General features: G+C 45.8%; 19 protein-coding genes. 8 read left to right on the top strand and 11 right to left on the bottom strand.

From position 1 onward, the window contains the following. The first annotated feature begins 1 nt into the window (after position 1). Positions 2-1135 (top strand): 2-iminoacetate synthase ThiH, encoded by a 1134-nt coding sequence (gene thiH / locus BSR11_RS09720; RefSeq protein WP_072670214.1) that lies wholly within the window; start codon positions 2-4, stop codon positions 1133-1135. Between the two features lie 424 nt (positions 1136-1559). Here the strand turns inward: thiH and choV are convergent, their stop codons facing one another. The 8 genes from choV to BSR11_RS09680 form a co-directional block, all read right to left on the bottom strand. Next, positions 1560-2750: a choline ABC transporter ATP-binding protein gene (choV, locus tag BSR11_RS09715; RefSeq protein WP_072670213.1), complete on the bottom strand. Its 1191-nt coding sequence runs from the start codon at positions 2748-2750 to the stop codon at positions 1560-1562. Next, positions 2750-3595, bottom strand: coding sequence for a choline ABC transporter permease subunit (gene choW, locus BSR11_RS09710; RefSeq protein ID WP_072670212.1), 846 nt, complete (start codon positions 3593-3595; stop codon positions 2750-2752). Before choW ends, choV begins: the two co-directional genes overlap by 1 nt. A gap of 57 nt (positions 3596-3652) precedes the next feature. Next, positions 3653-4576: a choline ABC transporter substrate-binding protein gene (locus tag BSR11_RS09705; protein WP_072670211.1), complete on the bottom strand. Its 924-nt coding sequence runs from the start codon at positions 4574-4576 to the stop codon at positions 3653-3655. Beyond that, positions 4569-6308: a choline dehydrogenase gene (gene betA / locus BSR11_RS09700; protein ID WP_072670210.1), complete on the bottom strand. Its 1740-nt coding sequence runs from the start codon at positions 6306-6308 to the stop codon at positions 4569-4571. The genes BSR11_RS09705 and betA overlap by 8 nt, the downstream gene beginning before the upstream one ends. Before the next feature lie 9 nt (positions 6309-6317). After that, a complete protein-coding gene (gene betB, locus BSR11_RS09695) occupies positions 6318-7778 on the bottom strand; it encodes a betaine-aldehyde dehydrogenase (protein ID WP_072670209.1) in 1461 nt (486 codons plus the stop codon). A gap of 11 nt (positions 7779-7789) precedes the next feature. Beyond that, positions 7790-8392 (bottom strand): transcriptional regulator BetI, encoded by a 603-nt coding sequence (betI, locus tag BSR11_RS09690; protein ID WP_072670208.1) that lies wholly within the window; start codon positions 8390-8392, stop codon positions 7790-7792. Positions 8393-8798: 406 nt separating this feature from the next. Beyond that, positions 8799-10586, bottom strand: a complete 1788-nt coding sequence (locus BSR11_RS09685; protein ID WP_072670207.1) for an aminopeptidase P family protein — start codon at positions 10584-10586, stop codon at positions 8799-8801. A gap of 157 nt (positions 10587-10743) precedes the next feature. After that, positions 10744-11706: a LysR substrate-binding domain-containing protein gene (locus BSR11_RS09680; RefSeq protein WP_072670206.1), complete on the bottom strand. Its 963-nt coding sequence runs from the start codon at positions 11704-11706 to the stop codon at positions 10744-10746. Between the two features lie 153 nt (positions 11707-11859). Here BSR11_RS09680 and BSR11_RS09675 point away from each other — a divergent pair, with 153 nt between their 5' ends. Then, entirely contained in the window at positions 11860-13020 is a 1161-nt protein-coding gene (locus BSR11_RS09675; RefSeq protein WP_422636404.1) for a multidrug effflux MFS transporter, read from the top strand. 143 nt (positions 13021-13163) lie between these two features. After that, positions 13164-13445 carry an H-NS-like global regulator TsrA gene (tsrA, locus tag BSR11_RS09670; RefSeq protein WP_004393857.1) on the top strand — a complete coding sequence of 94 codons (282 nt, stop codon included), beginning with the start codon at positions 13164-13166 and terminating at the stop codon, positions 13443-13445. 57 nt (positions 13446-13502) lie between these two features. Here the strand turns inward: tsrA and asnC are convergent, their stop codons facing one another. Further along, positions 13503-13967, bottom strand: a complete 465-nt coding sequence (asnC, locus tag BSR11_RS09665) for a transcriptional regulator AsnC (protein ID WP_004393858.1) — start codon at positions 13965-13967, stop codon at positions 13503-13505. Positions 13968-14240: 273 nt separating this feature from the next. On the opposite strand from asnC, the gene BSR11_RS09660 reads away from it, so the two are divergent. Beyond that, positions 14241-15032, top strand: coding sequence for a class I SAM-dependent methyltransferase (locus BSR11_RS09660; protein ID WP_072670204.1), 792 nt, complete (start codon positions 14241-14243; stop codon positions 15030-15032). A gap of 90 nt (positions 15033-15122) precedes the next feature. Next, the gene (locus tag BSR11_RS09655; RefSeq protein WP_072670221.1) at positions 15123-15518 is read left to right on the top strand and encodes a hypothetical protein; all 396 of its coding nucleotides are present in this window, start codon (positions 15123-15125) and stop codon (positions 15516-15518) included. Positions 15519-15592: 74 nt separating this feature from the next. Here BSR11_RS09655 and BSR11_RS09650 read toward each other — a convergent pair whose 3' ends face one another. Together BSR11_RS09650 and uspA are read right to left on the bottom strand one after the other, a co-directional pair. Continuing rightward, positions 15593-16480: a carboxylate/amino acid/amine transporter gene (locus BSR11_RS09650; protein ID WP_072670203.1), complete on the bottom strand. Its 888-nt coding sequence runs from the start codon at positions 16478-16480 to the stop codon at positions 15593-15595. Positions 16481-16535: 55 nt separating this feature from the next. After that, positions 16536-16961 (bottom strand): universal stress protein UspA, encoded by a 426-nt coding sequence (uspA, locus tag BSR11_RS09645; protein ID WP_004393869.1) that lies wholly within the window; start codon positions 16959-16961, stop codon positions 16536-16538. Between the two features lie 163 nt (positions 16962-17124). Here uspA and ftnA point away from each other — a divergent pair, with 163 nt between their 5' ends. The 3 genes from ftnA to BSR11_RS09630 all read left to right on the top strand — a co-directional run bounded on the left by ftnA (position 17125) and on the right by BSR11_RS09630 (position 19343). After that, the gene (gene ftnA / locus BSR11_RS09640; protein WP_040903570.1) at positions 17125-17652 is read left to right on the top strand and encodes a non-heme ferritin; all 528 of its coding nucleotides are present in this window, start codon (positions 17125-17127) and stop codon (positions 17650-17652) included. 80 nt (positions 17653-17732) lie between these two features. Next, a complete protein-coding gene (gene uspB / locus BSR11_RS09635; RefSeq protein ID WP_040903572.1) occupies positions 17733-18056 on the top strand; it encodes a universal stress protein UspB in 324 nt (107 codons plus the stop codon). A 99-nt stretch (positions 18057-18155) separates the two neighbouring features. Then, the gene (locus BSR11_RS09630) at positions 18156-19343 is read left to right on the top strand and encodes a BaiN/RdsA family NAD(P)/FAD-dependent oxidoreductase (RefSeq protein WP_072670202.1); all 1188 of its coding nucleotides are present in this window, start codon (positions 18156-18158) and stop codon (positions 19341-19343) included. Positions 19344-19391: the final 48 nt, after the last annotated feature.

The raw sequence follows: 19391 nt of genomic DNA, 5'->3' as shown, positions 1-19391 counted from the left end.
TATGAGCTTCCTAAATCGCTTTGCTGAGCTTAATTGGGATGATATTAAGCTGTCTATATACAGCAAAACAACTACAGAGGTTGAGCGAGCATTAGCCAAGCCAGTTAGAACATTAACGGATTTTCAGGCCTTGCTGTCACCTGCTGCTGAGCCATATCTTGAGCAGATGGCGCAGCTGTCCTATGCCGCGACTCGACAACGTTTCGGACACACCATGGGCTTGTACGTGCCGCTGTATTTATCGAACTTGTGCGCCAATAGTTGCAGCTATTGCGGCTTTTCGATGGAAAATCGCATTAAGCGGAAAACCCTCGATGCTGAGGAAATAAAGCGAGAAATTGCGGCGATTAAAAACATGCACTTCGATAGTGTGTTATTGGTGACGGGTGAGCATGAAACTAAAGTCGGCATGAATTATTTTCGGCAAATGTTACCGTTAATTAAGTCCGCTTTTCACCATGTTGCGATGGAAGTGCAGCCGTTAGCACAGGAAGAATATGCGGAATTAAAAAGCTTAGGTTTAGATGCGGTGATGGTTTATCAGGAATCGTATCATCCCTCGACATATGCTCAACACCATTTGCGCGGCAACAAGACCGATTTTAATTACAGGTTAGCGACTCCCGATCGCCTTGCCAAAGCAGGGATTGATAAAATTGGTTTAGGCGCTCTAATTGGGTTGGACGATTGGCGCACAGAAAGTTTTTACGTTGCAGCCCATGTTGATTATTTAGAGAAAACCTATTGGCAAAGTCGTTATTCTATTTCATTTCCACGTTTACGTCCTTGTGCGGGAGGAGTGCCACCCAAGTCACTGATGACAGATAAACAGCTGGTGCAGCTTATTTGTGCTTTTCGCTTGTTCAATTCACAGTTAGAGCTTTCTCTGTCTACTCGAGAGTCGGCGCAATTTCGTGATAACGCTATGCGCCTCGGTATTACCAGTATGTCGGCAGCCTCTAAAACCCAGCCGGGCGGCTATGCCGATAACAAACCAGAACTGGAGCAATTTTCGATTAGTGATAAGCGAAGCGCAGCACAAGTGGCGGCTATGATAGAAGCGCAAGGGTTAGCTGCAGTATGGCAAGATTGGCACTCGGTGTATTCTGGAGGGTATGTTTCACGTGAAACATAAGCCCGCAAGAGTTTGTCATCACTTTGACGAAGACTGTGACACTTGAGTGGAATTGTGGAATTAATGTGTCATTTGAGCCAAAACACTGCTGAAGTGATGCTTGTTAAGCACGGGCTATAAAGTAAAGCACCAAGACAAAGAATAATGGTCTTGGTGCTTTTTTATTAACTATACCCTTCCTTCTTGAAGCTGCAGGGGTGTTGGCTACTTTCGTTCGCCCCAATCACATAGTCTATCTAGGCTCATGGGGATTATGAGAGCCATCCGTGGCTCTCACCACAGGCCAGCCTACGGCTGTTCAAATTTGTTCCAGACAAATTTGTCACTCTCTTGCCGCCTACCTGCAACTCCAAGTGGTTTGGGTATATTTTTGTTAACTATGGATAAATAGGCTATTCACTAACAGCGATAAGTCACAAAGAGGTTAAGCAGCTTGATGATATTTACCCAATAACGCATGATAAAAGTCATCGTCATTTAGCGTGCCAACAAGCTGTTGCTTATCGATTAGTAGGATAGGTAGACCGGTTTTGTAGCGGATCTCTATCGCATCGCGCATACTGATTTCAGGACTGGCCATTACTAAAGTGGTCGAGTTTAGTTCCGTGGTTGGCATTCCCGATTGCCACGTCATCAGCTGAAATGATTGTGCCGCATGATTAGCATCGGTTAATTGCCAATTTTGTTCCTTATGTTCTAACCATAAATCGCGTTGCGCACAAACTTGCCAGCGTTGTTGATCTTGACTGAAGGATGATGTGTCTTTCATTAACGAACGACCTTTCAGTACATTCAATGGATTGGTATGAGCGACGAAATCTTTGACGTATTGATTGGTTGGCGTTAATACAATCTCTTCAGGTGTGCCATGCTGGATCAGTTCTCCTGATTCCATAATCGCGATATGGGTGCCGATTTTTAACGCTTCATCGAGATCATGGCTGACAAAGACGATGGTTTTATTGAGTTTTTTCTGCAAGCTTAATAGTTCATCTTGTAGCTGACTACGAATTAAAGGATCAAGAGCAGAAAAAGGTTCATCCATTAATAGTATGTCACTATCCATAGCAAAGGCCCTTGCTAACCCAACCCTTTGCTGCATTCCGCCTGAGAGTTCGTGTGGGTACTTGTCTTCCCACTCTTGTAGATCGACCATTTGTAGCTTTTCTCTGGCTTGCTGGCGACGTTGTTTTTTACCAACGCCCTGCATTTCTAAACCAAAAGCGACGTTATCCAGCACCGTTAACCAAGGCATTAAAGCGAACTTTTGAAATACCATCGAGACTTTGTGCATTCTCAGTTGACGGAGTGTGGTTTGATTACAATCGGCCAGATTAATTGACTCTTGACCATCTTGCACCAGTAGTGAACCGCGAGAGACAGGATTTAAACCATTGATAGCGCGCAGTAAGCTCGATTTACCAGAACCAGACAGCCCCATGAGTACGCAAATTTCACCTTGTTCAACATCAAGGCTTACGTTATTAACGCCAACTACAGTGCCAGTTGCAGCATTAATTTCTTGGCGTGACTTGCCTTGATCGAGTAAATCCAATGCAGGTTGAGGATTGTCGCCAAAGACGACATCAAGGTTACGTATCGTGATCGCATTCATTAGCTGTTTTCCTTACGTTGCGGCGTCTTACATAAACGGTCAAGAATGATGGCGACTAATACGATAGCGAGACCGGCTTCAAAGCCTTGGGAAATATTTACCGTATTGAGAGCGCGGATGACGGGTTTGCCGAGACCATCAGCACCGACTAAGGCCGCGATAACCACCATCGACAGTGACAACATTATGCATTGGGTGATACCTGCCATAATGTTAGGCAGGGCGGCGGGCAGCTCGACTTTAAATAGCAATTTCATTTTGCTAGCGCCAAAAGCTTTGCCCGCCTCAAGCAGCTCTTCGGGAACTCGGGTTATTCCTAAATAGGTCAGACGAATCGGGGCGGCAATGGCAAAAATAATGGTTGAGATCAGTCCTGGCACAATACCAAGGCCGAATAAAACTAGGGTAGGGATCAGGTAGACAAACGTTGGAACGGTTTGCATTAAATCGAGAATCGGCCTTAATAGGGTATATAGCCAGGCGCGATGGGCGGCCATAATTCCAATCGGCACGCCAATTAATACGGAAATCGTTGTTGCGGCAAACACCAAAACAAAGGTTTCCAGCATTTCTTGCCAGTAGCCAAGGTTAAGAATGAGTAGTAATGAAGCTATGATAAAAATGACCAGAGAGAAGCTGCGATGTAGCCACCAAGCCAAAGCGGCGGTGATCAAAATGGGAGCGGCGGGTGGCATGGCTTTAAATAGATCAATTAACAATAAAATACTACTTTCTAATACAAAAGCGATCACATCAAAAAATCGTTCTCCATGAATAGTCAGCCAGTCAACAAACGACTCCATCCATTGTCCGAGAGGAATTTTGTGTTCAGTAATCATAAGCATAGTTCCTTATTCACTTGGCGATAGCCGGTGAAGCTACCGCTAAGTGAGGGGTAAAAATTAGCGAGATAAATATAGATTTACAGCAGCAAGAGCTGGTTGGCCGTCAATGGTGGTCACATTATCGAGCCAGCGGCTTAGCGTCTCAGGGTTCGCTTGTAGCCATTGCTGAGCTGCTTGTTCAGGGGATTGATTTTGGTTGAGGATGGCATCCATTAACTCATTCTCACTTTCTAAGCTAAAGACGAGGTTAGTTAAGAAGTTACCAACATTTTCACATTCATTAAGATAGTTTTGACGCACGTTAGTGTGAACACTTGCCCCGCCGTAATTAGGGCCAAAATAATCATCACCACCACTTAAATAAACCATATCAACCATGGTATTCATTGGGTGTGGTTCCCAACCAAGAAAAGCCACCCATTGTTGACGGCGCACGGAACGTTGAACCTGTGAAAGCATGCCCGCTTCACTCGATTCAACAATCGAAAATTCACCCAGTCCATAGGCGTCATCTGCAATCATAGATAGCAAAGTACGGTTACCATCATTTCCGGGCTCTAAGCCAAGAATGCGGTTACGAAACTTATCACTGTGCTTAGCGAGATCAGCGAAAGAGGTAATCCCCGCATCATAAACATATTGAGGAACGGCTAGGGTATACTTTGCTCCTTCAAGGTTGGCACGGACGGTTTCGACTGTACCCGCTTGACGATAACGAGCGATATCCGCTTCCATGGTTGGCATCCAATTGCCAAGGAATATGTCAATATCCCCATTAGCCATTGAAGAGTAGGTGACCGGCACGGATAATAATTGCGTGCGAGTTTGATAGCCGAGTCCTTGTAGAATTTCGCTGGCTACAGCGGTGGTGGCGGTAATATCTGTCCAGCCGACATCAGCAAAGCGAACCGTTTGACATTGGTTAGCATAAGCATTAAATGATAATGCGGCGACGGAGAGATAAGCGGTCATTTTAAGCATAATTTTTCCTTGTCATTGAACTCTTTTCCTGAGGTGTTGAGCGATCCATCGGACGAATGGCTGCCCGTGAACGCTGCTTACTCTGCCAATTGTCTGAAATCCACACTGGTGCGGGTTCAGCAGGTAACAGCGATTTATTGAGGATCATATCGGCTGCACGTTCTGCAACCATGATTGTTGGAGCATTTAGATTACCGTTCGGTATGGTGGGGAAGATGGAGGAATCCACAATCCGTAACCCTTGAATACCAAATACTCGGCATTGGTTATCCACGACGGCCATGGCATCATCAGCTGAGCCCATTTTGCAGCTACAAGACGGGTGATAGGCACTCTCAACATTTTGTTTAACCCAATTATCAATCGCTTCATCGCTGCTAATGGATAAGCCGGGTTGAATTTCTTCACCGCGATAGTCATCTAATGCGGGCTGCGCGAGTAACTCACGAGTTAAGCGAATGCAGTCTCGCCAATCTTGAATATCTTGTTGGTGTGATAAATAACGGAATAAAATTGCGGGCTTTTGCTTTGGATCGCTGGAGCGAATCCAAACCCGGCCGCGACTGTGCGGTTTATTGGGACCGACATGCACTTGAAAGCCATGACCATCAAACGCGGTTTGTCCATCGTAACGCATGGCAGCGGGTAAAAAGTGGTATTGAATATTTGGCCATTTGAGCCCAGCCCGTGAGCGAATAAAGCCACAAGATTCAAAGTGGTTGGTGGCGCCTAAGCCTTGTTTGGTCAAGATCCATTGGGTGCCGATCATCCCTTTGCTGATTAAACCGAGCTTGCTGTTTAATGTGATCGGTTGTTGGCAGCGATACTGAAAATAAACTTCTAAGTGATCTTGCAGGTTTTCACCGACGCCGGGCAGTTCATGTTGCACCTCAATGCCAGCGCTTTCTAATACATCGCGTGGACCAATACCTGATAATTGCAGTAATTGCACGGAACCAATTGAGCCCGCGCTGGAAATGACCTCTTGATTAGCAAACACCACCTGGGTTTGGCCGCCTTTTTCAAACTCGACGCCAATCGCTCGTTTATCTTTAAGTAGTACTTTACGCGTCAGGACGCCTTTAAGCAGGGTTAGGTTAGGTCGAGCTAAAGCACGCTTTAAATAGGCATTGGCGGTTGAAGCGCGAACTCCGTTATTAACCGTCATGTGCATTGGCCCAAAACCTTCTTGCTGATAACCATTGTAATCGTCGGTTTTTGGGTAGCCTGCTTGTTCACCGGCTTCAATAAAAGCTTGGTAAAGGGGATTTAGCGTCATTTCATTACCGTTGCAGGTGGCGACTGGGCCGTCACCGCCTCGATAGGTATCGGCTCCTTGACTCCATGATTCAGCACGCTTGAAGTAGGGTAAACATGATGCGTAATCCCAGCCTTGTGCACCGTGCTGTTGCCATTCATCAAAGTCGCAAGCATGGCCTCTGACATAAACCATGCCGTTGATGGAAGAGCTGCCGCCTAAGACCTTGCCACGTGGACAATGTAACTGTCGACCATCGAGTCCGGGTTCGGCGAGAGATTCAAATTGCCAAGCGTATTTGGCGCTATTCATCGGATAAGACAGGGCGGTTGGCATTTGAATAAAAATGCTTTTATCACTGCCGCCAGCTTCAAGTAATAACACCGAGTTATCTGGCTGTTCACTTAATCTATCGGCTAACACACAGCCAGCGGATCCGGCACCGATAATAATATAGTCATAATGCTGTTTCATGATCACTCCTTAAGCATAAGGGCCGACGAAGTCATCGAGTTCGATTAACACGCTTTTGGTTTGGGTATAGTGAGTTAAAGTTTCGATACCATTTTCTCTTCCTACTCCCGATAGTTTGTAACCACCGACAGGCATTTGCGCAGGAGAGTCACCCCAGGTATTGATCCAGCAAATGCCCGCTTGTAGCTGGTGGATAACACGATGAGCGCGCGCTAGGTTTTGCGTAAACACCCCTGCGGCTAAGCCATAGTCTGTGTTGTTGGCACGTTGAATGACCTCTTGTTCATCCGTAAAACTCAGCACTGCCATGACTGGGCCAAAGATCTCTTGTTGGACAAAGGCCATTTCATCGTCACAATCGACAAACACTGTGGGAGCAACAAAGTAACCCTTAGCGCATGAACCTTCAGTGACCGCTTTTCCACCAGTGAGTAGGGTGGCTCCATTTTGTTTGGCGCTATCGATGGCTGAGAGCACCTTGTCGAAATGTGGTTGAGAAATGAGCGAGCCTACTTGGGTAGTTGGGTCCATCGGATCGCCAACAACCAGAGCTTCTGTGCGCGCTTTGAGTTGCTCAATAAACGCTGGATAAATGGATTGATGCACAAACACTCGCGTGCCGTGAGTACACACTTCGCCTTGGGTATAGAAGTTAGCGGTCATCGCCCCCGATACGGCCTGATCTAGCTTAGCATCATCAAAAATGATCAAGGGTGATTTACCGCCTAGCTCCATGGTCACTGATTTTAACGTTTTCGCGCTATCGGCCATCACGGCTTTACCGGTTCCACTTTCTCCAGTGAAAGAGACTTTAGCTATTTCAGGGTGGGCAGTGAGCATTTGTCCCACTCGCGCATCCCCTTGCACTACGTTAAACACGCCATCAGGTAAACCGGCTTGTGTAAAAATTTCCGCCAGTTTGAGTGCGCTGAGCGGCGTTTCTTCCGATGGCTTAAAAATCATCGCATTACCCGCTGCTAGAGCAGGCGCGGATTTCCACATGGCGATTTGGATAGGATAGTTCCAAGCACCAATTCCAGCACAAATGCCTAGAGGCTCTTTACGGGTGTAAAAAAACTGACTGTTTGAGAGTGGTTGCTGTTCACCCTGCAGAGTGGGCGCGAGACCGGCAAAGTATTCGATCACATCGGCGCCCGTGGTGATATCAACGGCAAGTGCTTCTTGGATCGGTTTACCGGTATCTTGGACTTCGAGTTTAGCTAGCTCATCGTTACGTTCACGCAGGATGGCGACAGCTTTTAACAAGATTCGGCTACGCTCGGTCGCGGTCATGGCTGACCAAATCGCAAATCCCCGTTGAGCTGAGTCAATCGCGGCTTGCACGTCGCTGGCGCTAGCGTGACCTAATACTGCCAGCGGCTCTCCGGTTGCGGGATTGTAGCTGGTAAAAGTTTCTCCCGATGACGCGTAGCGCGGTGCGCCATCGATATAAAGCGAAGCGATTTCCATATGATAAAGACCTATTGAGTAAGTGCTGCGTGTTGAGCGAGTTGTTGTTGTAAGTAATCGTTAATTAAGCGCTGGGCTTGGTCGGCATTAATTCCGTTGGGATTAAGTGCACCACGTAGCCAGAAGCCATCGATAAGAGCGGCAATACCTTGCGCGACTCGTTGAGCATGAGCTTTTGGGAGTAATGCTTTGAGCTCAATGTGCAAATGAGAGATCAGACGTTTTTCATTCACCCGTTGTAAACGGTTGAGTTGTGGGTCATGCATTGAATATGACCAGAAAGCTAACCAAGTTTTGACGACGTGGCTTTGGGTTTGAAAGCCGGCGAAGTTGGCTTGCACTATGGCATTAATTCGCGCTTGATGAGCGTCCTTTTTAAGTTTGCTTAATGCATTCATCACAGTGAGTGAGTGCTCACGAAGGATCACGCGCATGGTTTCTTCTAATAAACCGTGCTTACCACCAAAATAATGATTAATGATCCCGGTTGATACCCCAGCTTCGCGGCTGATCAAGGCGATGCTAGCGGCGTGTAATCCAACTTGTTCAATCACCGTCATGGTGGCCTGTACGAGTTGTGGTTTTCGTATATCAGGCATTCCAATCTTAGGCATTAACACTCCCTGTTATCTTTAATTGAACGATTAGTTAACAATAACTCTACTTAAATAATCGTTAGATCTCAAACTATTATTTTTGTTTTACATGGCGAGCTAGTAATGGTTGTTTTTATTTTTTATTTTAAATCAATAGGTTATTTTCTCTGCTTGATTGTTGGATTTTTATTAATAATTAGAGGTGATTTAGTCTGTTGAGGTATTTATACCCGTTCTACTTGAAGCGGCAATGCTACGTTGTTTGACGACAGATAAGAGAGCTGTTGGGTATAAAAAATCCCTTAACCAAGAGGTTAAGGGATGCAAATGAAAGCTGAGTTGGAGAATAGAACACTAAGCAAATTGGTGTAATCAGAGTGGTTGGTTTCAGCGTTCAGACTGGTTTACACTCGGATTTATCCGCTTATAGAGTGATTGGCTGAGTGGCTTTTTCTAACCAGAGTTTTACTTCGCCCTCGACCAATGGGCTAATGTCGCGCCACACCTTCTGATGGTAGTCATTAAGCCAAGCAATTTCATGCGCGGCTAATAAACTAAAATCAATCACCCGGGTATCGATTGGGCAACGAGTCAGCGCTTCAAAGCCCAGCATGTTTTTATCTCCTTGGGTTGGGATCTCAACCACTAATTCAAGGTTTTCAATCCGGATGCCAAACTCGTCAGCTCGGTAATACCCTGGCTCGTTAGACAATACCATGCCGGGGCGTAAAGCGACGGGGTTGTGCACTTTACTGATCCGTTGTGGCCCTTCGTGAACACTTAAAAAGTGTCCGACACCATGGCCTGTACCGTGATCGTAATCGTAGCCTTCTGCCCATAAATATTGGCGTGCAAGCGCATCCAGTTGATGGCCACAAGTGCCTGCTGGGAAGCGAGCTTGAGCTAAGGCGATATGCCCCTTAAGTACTAAAGTAAATTGGTGTTTCATCTCTGCGCTTGGCTGACCAATCGCAATGGTACGGGTAATATCGGTAGTACCGTCGAGATATTGACCGCCTGAATCGACTAAATACAAACTATTTAAACTCAGTTCACCGGGCTGTGGCTGATTGAGATGATTGTAGTGACACATGGCGGCATTGCTACCAGCGGCGGAAATCGTATCAAAGCTAAGATCAGCCAATGTCGGGTCTTGCGCGCGGAAAGTATAAAGCTGGTCGGCTAACTGAGCTTCATTATAAAGGCGACCAGAGGCAACCTCATTATCTAGCCAAGCAAGAAACTTACTCATCGCCACACCATCACGGATATGGGAGGCTTTCATTCCTGCCACTTCCGTCGGGTTTTTGGCCGCTTTTAGTAATAAGCATGGATCGCTATCTTGGATTAACTCTGCGCCAGCATTTTGTAGTACTAAGGTAAACCAAGCATTGCTGGTCGCTGGGTCGAGCATCACTCGGCGGCCAGTAAACTGTTCTAACTGAGCTTGTAATTGCTCGGGGTGATAAACACGAACTCCCGCACCCACGTGTTGCTCAAAACCGGTCGCTAAGCGTGATGGGTCGAAGAAAAAATCAACGCTTGCATCAGCATGAATGATCGCGTGTGAGAGTAACACGGGTAGGCGAGCGACATCGAGGCCACGAACGTTTAATAACCAGCAAATAGAATCTAGCTCAGTGAGTATCGCGCAGTCGGCTTTTTTAGTTTGCAATAACTTGGCAATGGTTTCTCGTTTTGTCTGACAATCTACCCCGACTTGATCCACCGCCATCAGGCGCATCGCCGAGGTCACGGGGGCTGGACGGTCTTGCCATAATAGGTCAATCGGGTTTTCAGTGATGGCCACCAGTGAGTATTCACCAGCGAATATCTGTTGAGCGCTGGTTAACCAGCTAGCTCGGTGCATTCTTGGGTCATAACCGATTTTACTGCCTTTAGGGAGCTGTTCGGTGATCCATTGTAGATAAGGCTCTTCAATTAAATGACGATACTGGAAAATGTCGCTAGGTACTTGCTTCGGCACCTGCACCGTGTAGCGGCCATCAGCAAAGATAGCGGCGTTATCGCTGGTGATCACGGCAGCACCGGCCGAGCCAGTAAAGCCAGTAACCCACTCTAAGCGTTCGTTTTGAATCGGTACGTATTCCCCGAGATACTCATCTTCATGAGGAACAATTAGGGCATCTAAGCCTTGTTGAATCAGCCAATGGCGCAGTTCAGTAATACGTTGAGCAATGGGGTGTGACATGAGGTAATCCTTGTTAACGGTCCTTGATAAAGGCTCATGGCGAGAGAAAGCCAGAGATAATATAAGCTACCTCTTTTGCTATAGGCGTGCAAATCTGTCTGATTTGGCTCAGTAGATAAGCCTTAATTGATACGTTTACTGAGCTTGTCTTAATTTTCTATTCAACGCCATAACCGTGTTGACGAAGATGCGTAGTTTTACTATCGATGATTTGTCGTAACCAACTGAGCGCAGGGTCATCTTCTCGATCACGGTGCCAAAATAGCGTGTAGGCCATTGGTGGAAATTCCAATGGGATAGGTAAAACCACCAGATTCATCTGCCGAGCAATCATGTAAGTAAAGTGCCGTGGTGCGGTAAACACAAAGTCGGTATAGGTACATAAGCTGGCAGCACTATTAAAATCAGGCACAGTGATAGCAATATCTCGTTCTAAGCCGATATCAGCGAGTCGATAGTCGAGTAACCAACGATCGTTGCCATCACAGCGCACTTGAACATGACGTAGGGAGAGGTAGCTTTCTAAATTCCATGAGCGTTGCAATACGGGATGATCTTGGCGTACGGCACACATCTGGGTATCGCGAAAAACTTCTTGTTCACAAATGTCTTTCGGAGGCAGCATGGTTAGCCTTGCATCATTAATATCAATGTCTTTACCAGTGATCCCTAAATCTAATTCGCCGAGTTGTAATTTTTTGAAGGTTTGATCGCTCCAAGCATGAGTACTGATATTCAGTTTCGGCCCTTGACTAAAAATAGCCGGTAAGAAGTGTGGCAGAATCAGCGAATACACACTTTCCACAGCGGCAATGTGAAAGCGATATTCACTCGATTGGGGAGAAAAGACTTCCGGCTGATTAATTAACTCTAATTGGTTGACCAAAATATCCAGTTTGGGCTTGAGAAATAGCGCTTTGGGCGTGGGCTTTAAACCATGTGAACTGCGAATAAATAATGGGTCGGTAAATTGAATGCGTAATTTAGCCAATGATTTACTGACCGCCGACTGGCTAAGACAGAGTCGATTTGCGGTGCGGGTGACGCTGAGCTCTTCGATCAATACCTTTAAGCAGACCAATAAATTGAGGTCGAGACGCGCTAAGCTTTCAATCTTCATCTGTTTTTCCATTTGGGAATAATGGTGATGAGTATACGCCATTTCTATTCATATCTGTTTCTCGCTATGATACGTACCTCTCAATTTATACCCTTATTGATGTGGAATCATTCCGTGAACGTAACTGCTTTACCGACGCCAAGTCGCCTGCAAATGGTGCTACTGACACTGTTAGTGCTGTTTAGCCCTCTGGCGATTGATATTTATTTACCTGCTTTACCGAAAATTGCCCAAACGTTTCACGTGGAACATGCATTAGCACAAGATACGATCACTTGGTTTTTATTTGCGATGGGTGTTGGACAGCTGTTCGCTGGACCACTCGCAGATAAATATGGACGTCGAACTGTTGCATTAGTTGGAATCAGTATTTATGCCTTGAGCGCTTTATTGGCGTGGAGTGCACAAAGTATTGAATGGATGCTGATTGCTCGGTTGTTACAAGGCTTAGGTGCGTGCGCGACATCGGTAGCAGCCTTTGCAACAGTTCGCGATCTTTTTGGCCCAGAACGCAGTGGCAAAATGATCAGCTACTTAAATGGTGCGATTTGTTTTATTCCCGCTCTGGCGCCTATTTTGGGCAGTTGGTTAACCCAGCAATTCGGCTGGCGCGCTAATTTTAGTTTTATGGCCGGTTTTGCGATGACGATTGGGTTGCTGATCCTGTTTAGTATGAAAGAAACCAACCCAACGACTGAGAAGCAAGCTTACTTTGCTTGGTCTCGTTATTGGTCAGTATTAAAAACCCCTTCGTTTTTGTTTCATGCATCGTTATGTATGCTCGCGATGGCAGTGATCCTTGCCTATGTTGTTTCTGCGCCTTTAATACTAATGGGCCGCTTAGGGCTGAGTATGAACCAGTTTACTTTTTGGTTTGGAATTAACGCATTAGTGAATATCGTCGCTTGTTTGTCGGCTCCGAAAATGATGGACCGCGTTGGTACGCATCGCACGTTGGTGTTGGGTATTCTCGCGCTGCTGGTGGGGGGAAGCGTGATGGTGATGTTAGCTGAGGTTACCACCGCGTTAGCATTTATGTTGCCAATCTTTATTTCATCCATAGGCTTTGCATGGATTCTCGGTGCAGCAGCGGGCAAAGCGTTAGCTCCGTTTGGTGACCGAGCGGGTACCGCAGCCGCTTTATTAGGATTATTCCAAATGAGTGGTTCAGGTTTACTGGTTGGTACACTACAACGTTTAAGTTTTGAACCACAAATTTTGATAGCTTTGCATATGTGGTTGGTGGCTCCGGCACTGATTATTTTGTTTTCAAAAGTGGGTCGTCGTTGGCATCAATGGGCGCTCAATTCTTAACGTTATCGGGTACGCTAAAACATAAGCGTTCAGAACACGCCATATTTGGCCTGAAAATAGACGGGTTAGCTATTTTCTAAAGGGTGGAAGATGTGTATATTGTTCACTCTTACTTTTGAACGATATTTTTGGAATACGATACGATGTCAATGACCACTTATGAAATGGCTCGCATTTGGGAACAGCTGGATGAATCACCGGAAAAAGTGATGTTTGGCAAGTTACTTAATGAACTGGGTAACCAAAGTAGTGAACGTATTCGTAGTGCAGCTAAGCAAGTACCGGTTCCTGTATTGCGTGACTTGGTTTATCAATTTGAACAAGTCATCGAAGCTCGCAAAGGGGAGCAAGTAGAATTACTGGCCAAGCAGCTTTCTGAGCAAGGTATTTCTGCGCAAGATCTGTTGAACTACCTCAATAAATAAACACTAGCACCGCTTATCATCAATCACCCCAATCGTTCTGGTTGGGGTGATTGCGTTTTAAGGATTGACGTTGCGGTTAATCGGATTTTGCAACGAGATTAAGGTCTCGGTCGATTGTACTTCATCAATTGCTTGTAGCTTATCGATCAACACATACTGTAGCTCTTCAATCGATTTACACATTAATTTGACAAAAATATTGTAAGCGCCTGTCGTGTAGTAAGCTTCAACCACTTCTTCTAACGCATTCAACTTAGCCAGTGCAGAGTGATAATCACGAGCAGCGTTAAGATTAATGCCAATAAAACAACACACGTCGTAACCGAGTTTTTTGGTATTGACTACCACTTCAGTGCCTTGGATCACCTCGGCCGCTTTCATTTTCTCAATTCGCACATGAATCGTGGCGGGACTGACCGAAAATTGTTTGGCCATCTCGGCGTAAGGGGTACGTGCGTCATCCATTAAAATTTTTAAAATGGCGCGATCTAAATCATCTAATTTTGTTGAGGCGGTTTGCATATCCGTTCCTAAATTCAGCGTCAGGCGATGGGCCATCTGCCGTTGATAGACCTTTTGAGTTGAAGCGGTAGCGCTATGATTATCCGACTTATTGTATGAGCTAAATAGGTTGGTCTACAGCATCAGCTCTGTTGGATATAGCATTATTTACCGTCGCTGCCAACCGTGGTTTTACTCTACGCCTTAAGCTGATTGAGCGGACTTGTGAAAATATCGCGGTTCCATTGAAAATTCGCTACACTGAGCGCTGTTTTTTCTCTCTGGAGTGACCCTTTGCAGCTACAACTGATATGTGAAGCCCCACAACGCTCGGCAGAGCTTGAGCAACTGGCGCAGCGCTGGCAACTGACTCATAGTAACGAAAGTGTCTTTGCTTTAGTGTTAACTGAGCAGCGTTTAGAGCTACGTAAAACGGATGAGCCAAAGCTGGGGGCGATCTACGTCGATTGGGTAACCGGTGCTGTCGCTCATCGACGCAAGTTTGGTGGCGGTAAAGGGCAGTCGATAGCCAAAGCGGTTGGCTTAAATAAAGGTATACTCCCGACGGTATTAGATGCGACGGCTGGCTTAGGTCGAGATGCGTTCGTTCTCGCTTCATTAGGTTGTCGAGTACAAATGGTCGAGCGTCATCCTGTGGTGGCGGCTTTGCTTGACGATGGGTTAGCTCGCGCTAAACAAGACCAAGAAATTGGTCCGTGGGTCAGTCAGCGGGTAACGATGCTCCATGCATCAAGTCATGCCGCTTTGCAGCATTTAACTCTCGACAGTCAGTTTGAGCAACCGGATGTGGTGTATCTCGATCCTATGTATCCACATCCAGAACATAAGAAAAAAACCGCACTCGTTAAAAAAGAAATGCGAGTTTTTCAATCTCTGGTTGGCGCAGATAATGATGCTGATGAGCTACTGGCTCCCGCATTACAGTTGGCGACTAAGCGGGTAGTGGTCAAACGGCCGGATTACGCTCCTTGGTTAGCGGAGCAAAAGCCAAGCATGACGATTGAGACCAAAAAAAATCGCTTTGATGTTTATGTACTTGCCGCCATGCAAGCAAATAATCGGTAGATTGGAGAAAAAATCGCCTTGCCTTTGTGAATGGTTCGCGGTATATCTAACTGCGAATTATTAGCATTATTAGTCGGAGTTGTGTTTCTTATGGTCAAGCGCTTATGTAAATTAAATCGTCATGATATACGTGCTTCACTGGGAGACATTCATCGTTTAGTGGCGCAAACCAATTACGTTTGTGGTTCGTGCGCTCGCAGCTCTGCTGAAAAAGGGGCGCTGTGCAAGCCACAGCCATTACTTAAAGCGGTTAAGCAGAGTCAAACTGTAGCTGCCTCTTTATCGGTATCCGGTCAGGTTGAGAATGCGGTTTTAACACCGAATAAGAAAACGCTGAAAAAGCAGAAAAAATATCAGAAAAAATTAGCAAACGTATTAAAAAAGCAGCGTAAATTACTGAAAAAACAACATGCAATAAACGCAAAATTTGCTCAGTTATCCGTTCATCCTGCTAATCCATCGCTTCATCTGGCTCAAGTTCATTAAACCTTCTATCTAAGCATATTTCCCGCCGTATTGATTAGCGCAGACGGACTGGTTCGCTCTGCGCATTTTGCGGTTTATTTGCTGAGAGTGGTCGCATATTGTGTCGCAACACGACGTTTCACCCAAGTTTCGTTTACCCATAATGACAGCAAAATAATCGTACCGCCCACCGATAAGCGCAACAGATCCGCCTCTCGGTTCCAAATCACGATATTCACCACTAATCCTGCTGGCACTAATGCGTTGTTCATGATCGCTAATGCTCCGGCATTCACCAGACAAGCGCCCTTATTCCAAGCAAAATAGCCAAGCCCTGAAGCGATAAGCCCAAGATAAATCAGGACACTCCACTGTAATGTGTTGGTGGGGAGTTTCTCCGTATTTCCTAAGAGGAAGAAAGCCACACTCGCTACCACCAACGCGCCGAGATAAAAATAACCAAATACCGTATGTTGTGATAACTGAACGGGCTCTTTTTCCATGACATATTTATAGCCAACTTGGCCCAGTGCAAAACATAGGTTGGCCCCTTGCACGACTAAAAAGCCACTTAAAAAATGTTCATTGATCCCTGAGAATTGAATAAATGCCGTACCGAGCACGGCAATCGCGGCGGTTAATAAATACCAAGGAGAGAAGCGTCCTTTCAACCCGTCATAAATGAGCGTGACATAAATCGGAGTAAAGATGGTAAATAGCAGTACTTCAGGGACAGAAAGTAATAAAAAGGACTGGTAGTAAAAGCAGTACATTAAACCTAGTTGAATGCCACCAATCGCCATTAACTTGGCGATCAGAGGCCATGGTACCTGTTTGATTTTTAAAAAAGGTAAAAAAACAAGACTAGCAAGGGCCACTCGCATCCAAACGGAAAACCAAGCGTCGACTTGACCGGCAAGATAAACGCCAATCAAGCTGAATGAGAAGGCCCAAAGTAGGGTCACCGCAGATAAGTAAAGCATAAGATGTAATCATGGATAAAACGTGTCTGCAGTGTAGCGGAGTTTTTAAGGCTCGTCAGTCGTTGAGTGGTACTACCAACATGTCCACGGGTGAGCAGTTGATCAGCTGACGAGTGGAGGAAAGGATCTTACTCCAGAAGTCTTGATGATGACCACACACCACGAGATCAATATTGAACTCACCAATGGTATCACACAGCTCATTACTCAAATCGCCACTACCGACTAGGGTGTGTTTAATCGGGTAATTGGCGTAAGTGGCCAATTCTTGTAACTGCTTTTGCGCTGTTTCCATCGAGTGGTGCTGAGTTTCCGCTAAGTTAATATCAATCAATCCCGTATACAGTTCAGCATAATTGACATCGATATGAATAAAAGAGATCTCCGCATTCAGCGGCTTAGCCAGTGCCACGGCTTTATCGATCAATAGTTTGCTGTCTTCCGACAGATCGACCGCAACCAAAATATGTTGATAACTCATTATGCTCTCTCCTTGCTGATGACATGATTAGGTTAGCACTTTGAGCCAGACATTTTTGCTAAAGTGATCTCATATCTATCGTCACTCGTAATGGTAAAAGCGCAATAAAGCGGGATCATGGTATAGTGATCAGAGTCATAGACCAAACCATTAGGAGTCATCCATGCTTTCACCTGCCATGATTGATCATTTGAATGAGCAAATTAATCTCGAATTTTTTTCATCCAATCTATACTTACAAATGAGTGCTTGGTGCGAAGACAAAGGATTTGAAGGTGCCGCTGAATTTTTACGGGTTCATGCAGTAGAAGAAATGCAGCACATGCAGCGTCTGTTCACTTACGTGAGTGAAACTGGCGCAATGCCAATCCTTGGTGCGATTGCTGCACCGAAACACGATTTTGCCAGCTTAGGGGAAGTGTTTCGTGAAACTTATGAACACGAACAGATGATTACCCAAAAGATCAACAAACTGGCTCATGTTGCGTTTACTGCACAAGATTACTCAACGTTTAACTTCCTTCAGTGGTATGTGGCGGAGCAACATGAAGAAGAGAAGTTGTTTAAAGGGATTTTAGACAAGCTAGAACTGGTCGGCGAAGATGGAAAAGCGTTGTTCTTTATCGATAAAGATCTAGCAGCATTAGCCAAAGCAAGCTCATCGTCGGTAATGGGTGCCCCTGCTGAGTAACCTCAGCAAAAAGAAAAACTGAAGCGCAAGTGGTCGTCTTTTTTTCTGGGCATGCTTACATGAGATGTAGGGAGGAAAAGATGATCAGTGGAGATACTATTTTACTTGGGCTCATGATAGTGACGGGCATTAATATCGCTAGATACTTAACGGCGTTACGTTCGCTCATTTATATCATGCGTGAAGCTCATCCATTGTTGTACCAACAAGTGGATGGACGAGGATTCTTTAGTACTCAAGGTAACGTGACCAAGCAAGTACGTTTGTATCATTACCTGAAGAGCAAAGAGTATCACCACCATCATGATCCCGTCTTTACCGGAAAATGTTCCCGAGTAAGAGAGCTCTTTGTGTTGTGCTGCGCTTTAGTTATGGTGACCTCATTGGCAGCTTTTGTTCTCTAAGGGGATGGATTGGCAAGCCAGACGTTTATCGTTAGAATAGTCACCCTAGTAAGGATGTGCTGGTCGCACATCCTTTTTTTATTCGCGTGAGAGTAGTGGATGAGTGAACAAGTAGACGTGATTGTCATTGGTGCTGGTGCCGCGGGGCTAATGTGCGCGGCGCAAGCGGCGCAGCGTGGTCGTCAAGTATTAGTAATGGATCACGCCAAAAAACCGGGCCGGAAAATTTTAATTTCTGGTGGCGGGCGGTGTAATTTTACCAATTACCATGTCTCGGCAGCGAACTACTTGTGCCGTAATCCACATTTCGTAAAATCAGCGTTATCCCAGTACAGCAACTGGGATTTTATCTCACTGGTCAGTAAACATGGGATTGAATTTGAAGAGCGTGAACATGGTCAGCTGTTTTGTGTCGATTCAGCGAAAGAGATTGTTAACCTATTACTGGCCGAGTGCGATCAGCCAACGCTGAAGCAGCGTTATCAAGTCGATATCCAAACCATTAGTCAAATCGCGGACGGCTTTGTACTGCAAACCTCACAAGGTACTTGGCAGTGTCAATCGCTGGTGATTGCCACTGGAGGATTGTCAATGCCTAAATTAGGGGCAACGCCGTTGGGCTATAAAGTGGCGGAGCAATTTGCGATTCCCGTATTACCGACTTGTGCGGGGTTGGTGCCATTTACCCTGCATGTTGCCGATAAAGAAGCCTTGGCTGAGCTGTCGGGTATTGCGCTGCCGGTTGAGATCCACGCCCCTTGTGGTACCAGTTTTAAAGAAGCATTATTATTTACTCATCGCGGCCTATCTGGGCCGGCGGTGCTGCAAATTTCCTCTTACTGGCAGCCAGGCCAAACTCTGACCATTAACTTATTGCCCAATGTGGACGTGGATCATGCCTTAGCCGAGGCTCGTGAACAACACCCTAATCAAACCTTAAAAACCACCTTGTCGCGCTTATTGCCTAAGCGTTTGGTGGAAGTGCTTATTGAGCGTGGTTTATTGGTTGATAAGCCGATGAAACAGCTAACCCCTACTGCGCTGAAACAAACAGCGCAAGCCTTGCAAGAGTGGCAAATTGTCCCTAATGGAACGGAAGGGTATCGCACTGCGGAAGTGACGTTAGGTGGGGTGGATACCGACTGGCTGTCTTCTAAAACCATGGAATGCAAAACCGTACCCGGTCTGTTTTTTGTCGGTGAAGTGATGGACGTGACAGGCTGGCTCGGTGGGTATAATTTCCAATGGGCTTGGTCAAGCGGCTATGTTGCCGGTCAATGGGTGTAATTGTTTTGGAACAATAAAGTTTGTACACTGTTGAAAAAGTTTGTACAT

The sequence above is a fragment of the Vibrio injensis genome (assembly GCF_001895205.1).
Classification (GTDB): Bacteria; Pseudomonadota; Gammaproteobacteria; order Enterobacterales; family Vibrionaceae; genus Vibrio; species Vibrio injensis.
The sequence above is the reverse complement of the archived record's forward strand: the minus strand, read 5'-3'. Positions and strand labels throughout refer to the sequence as shown.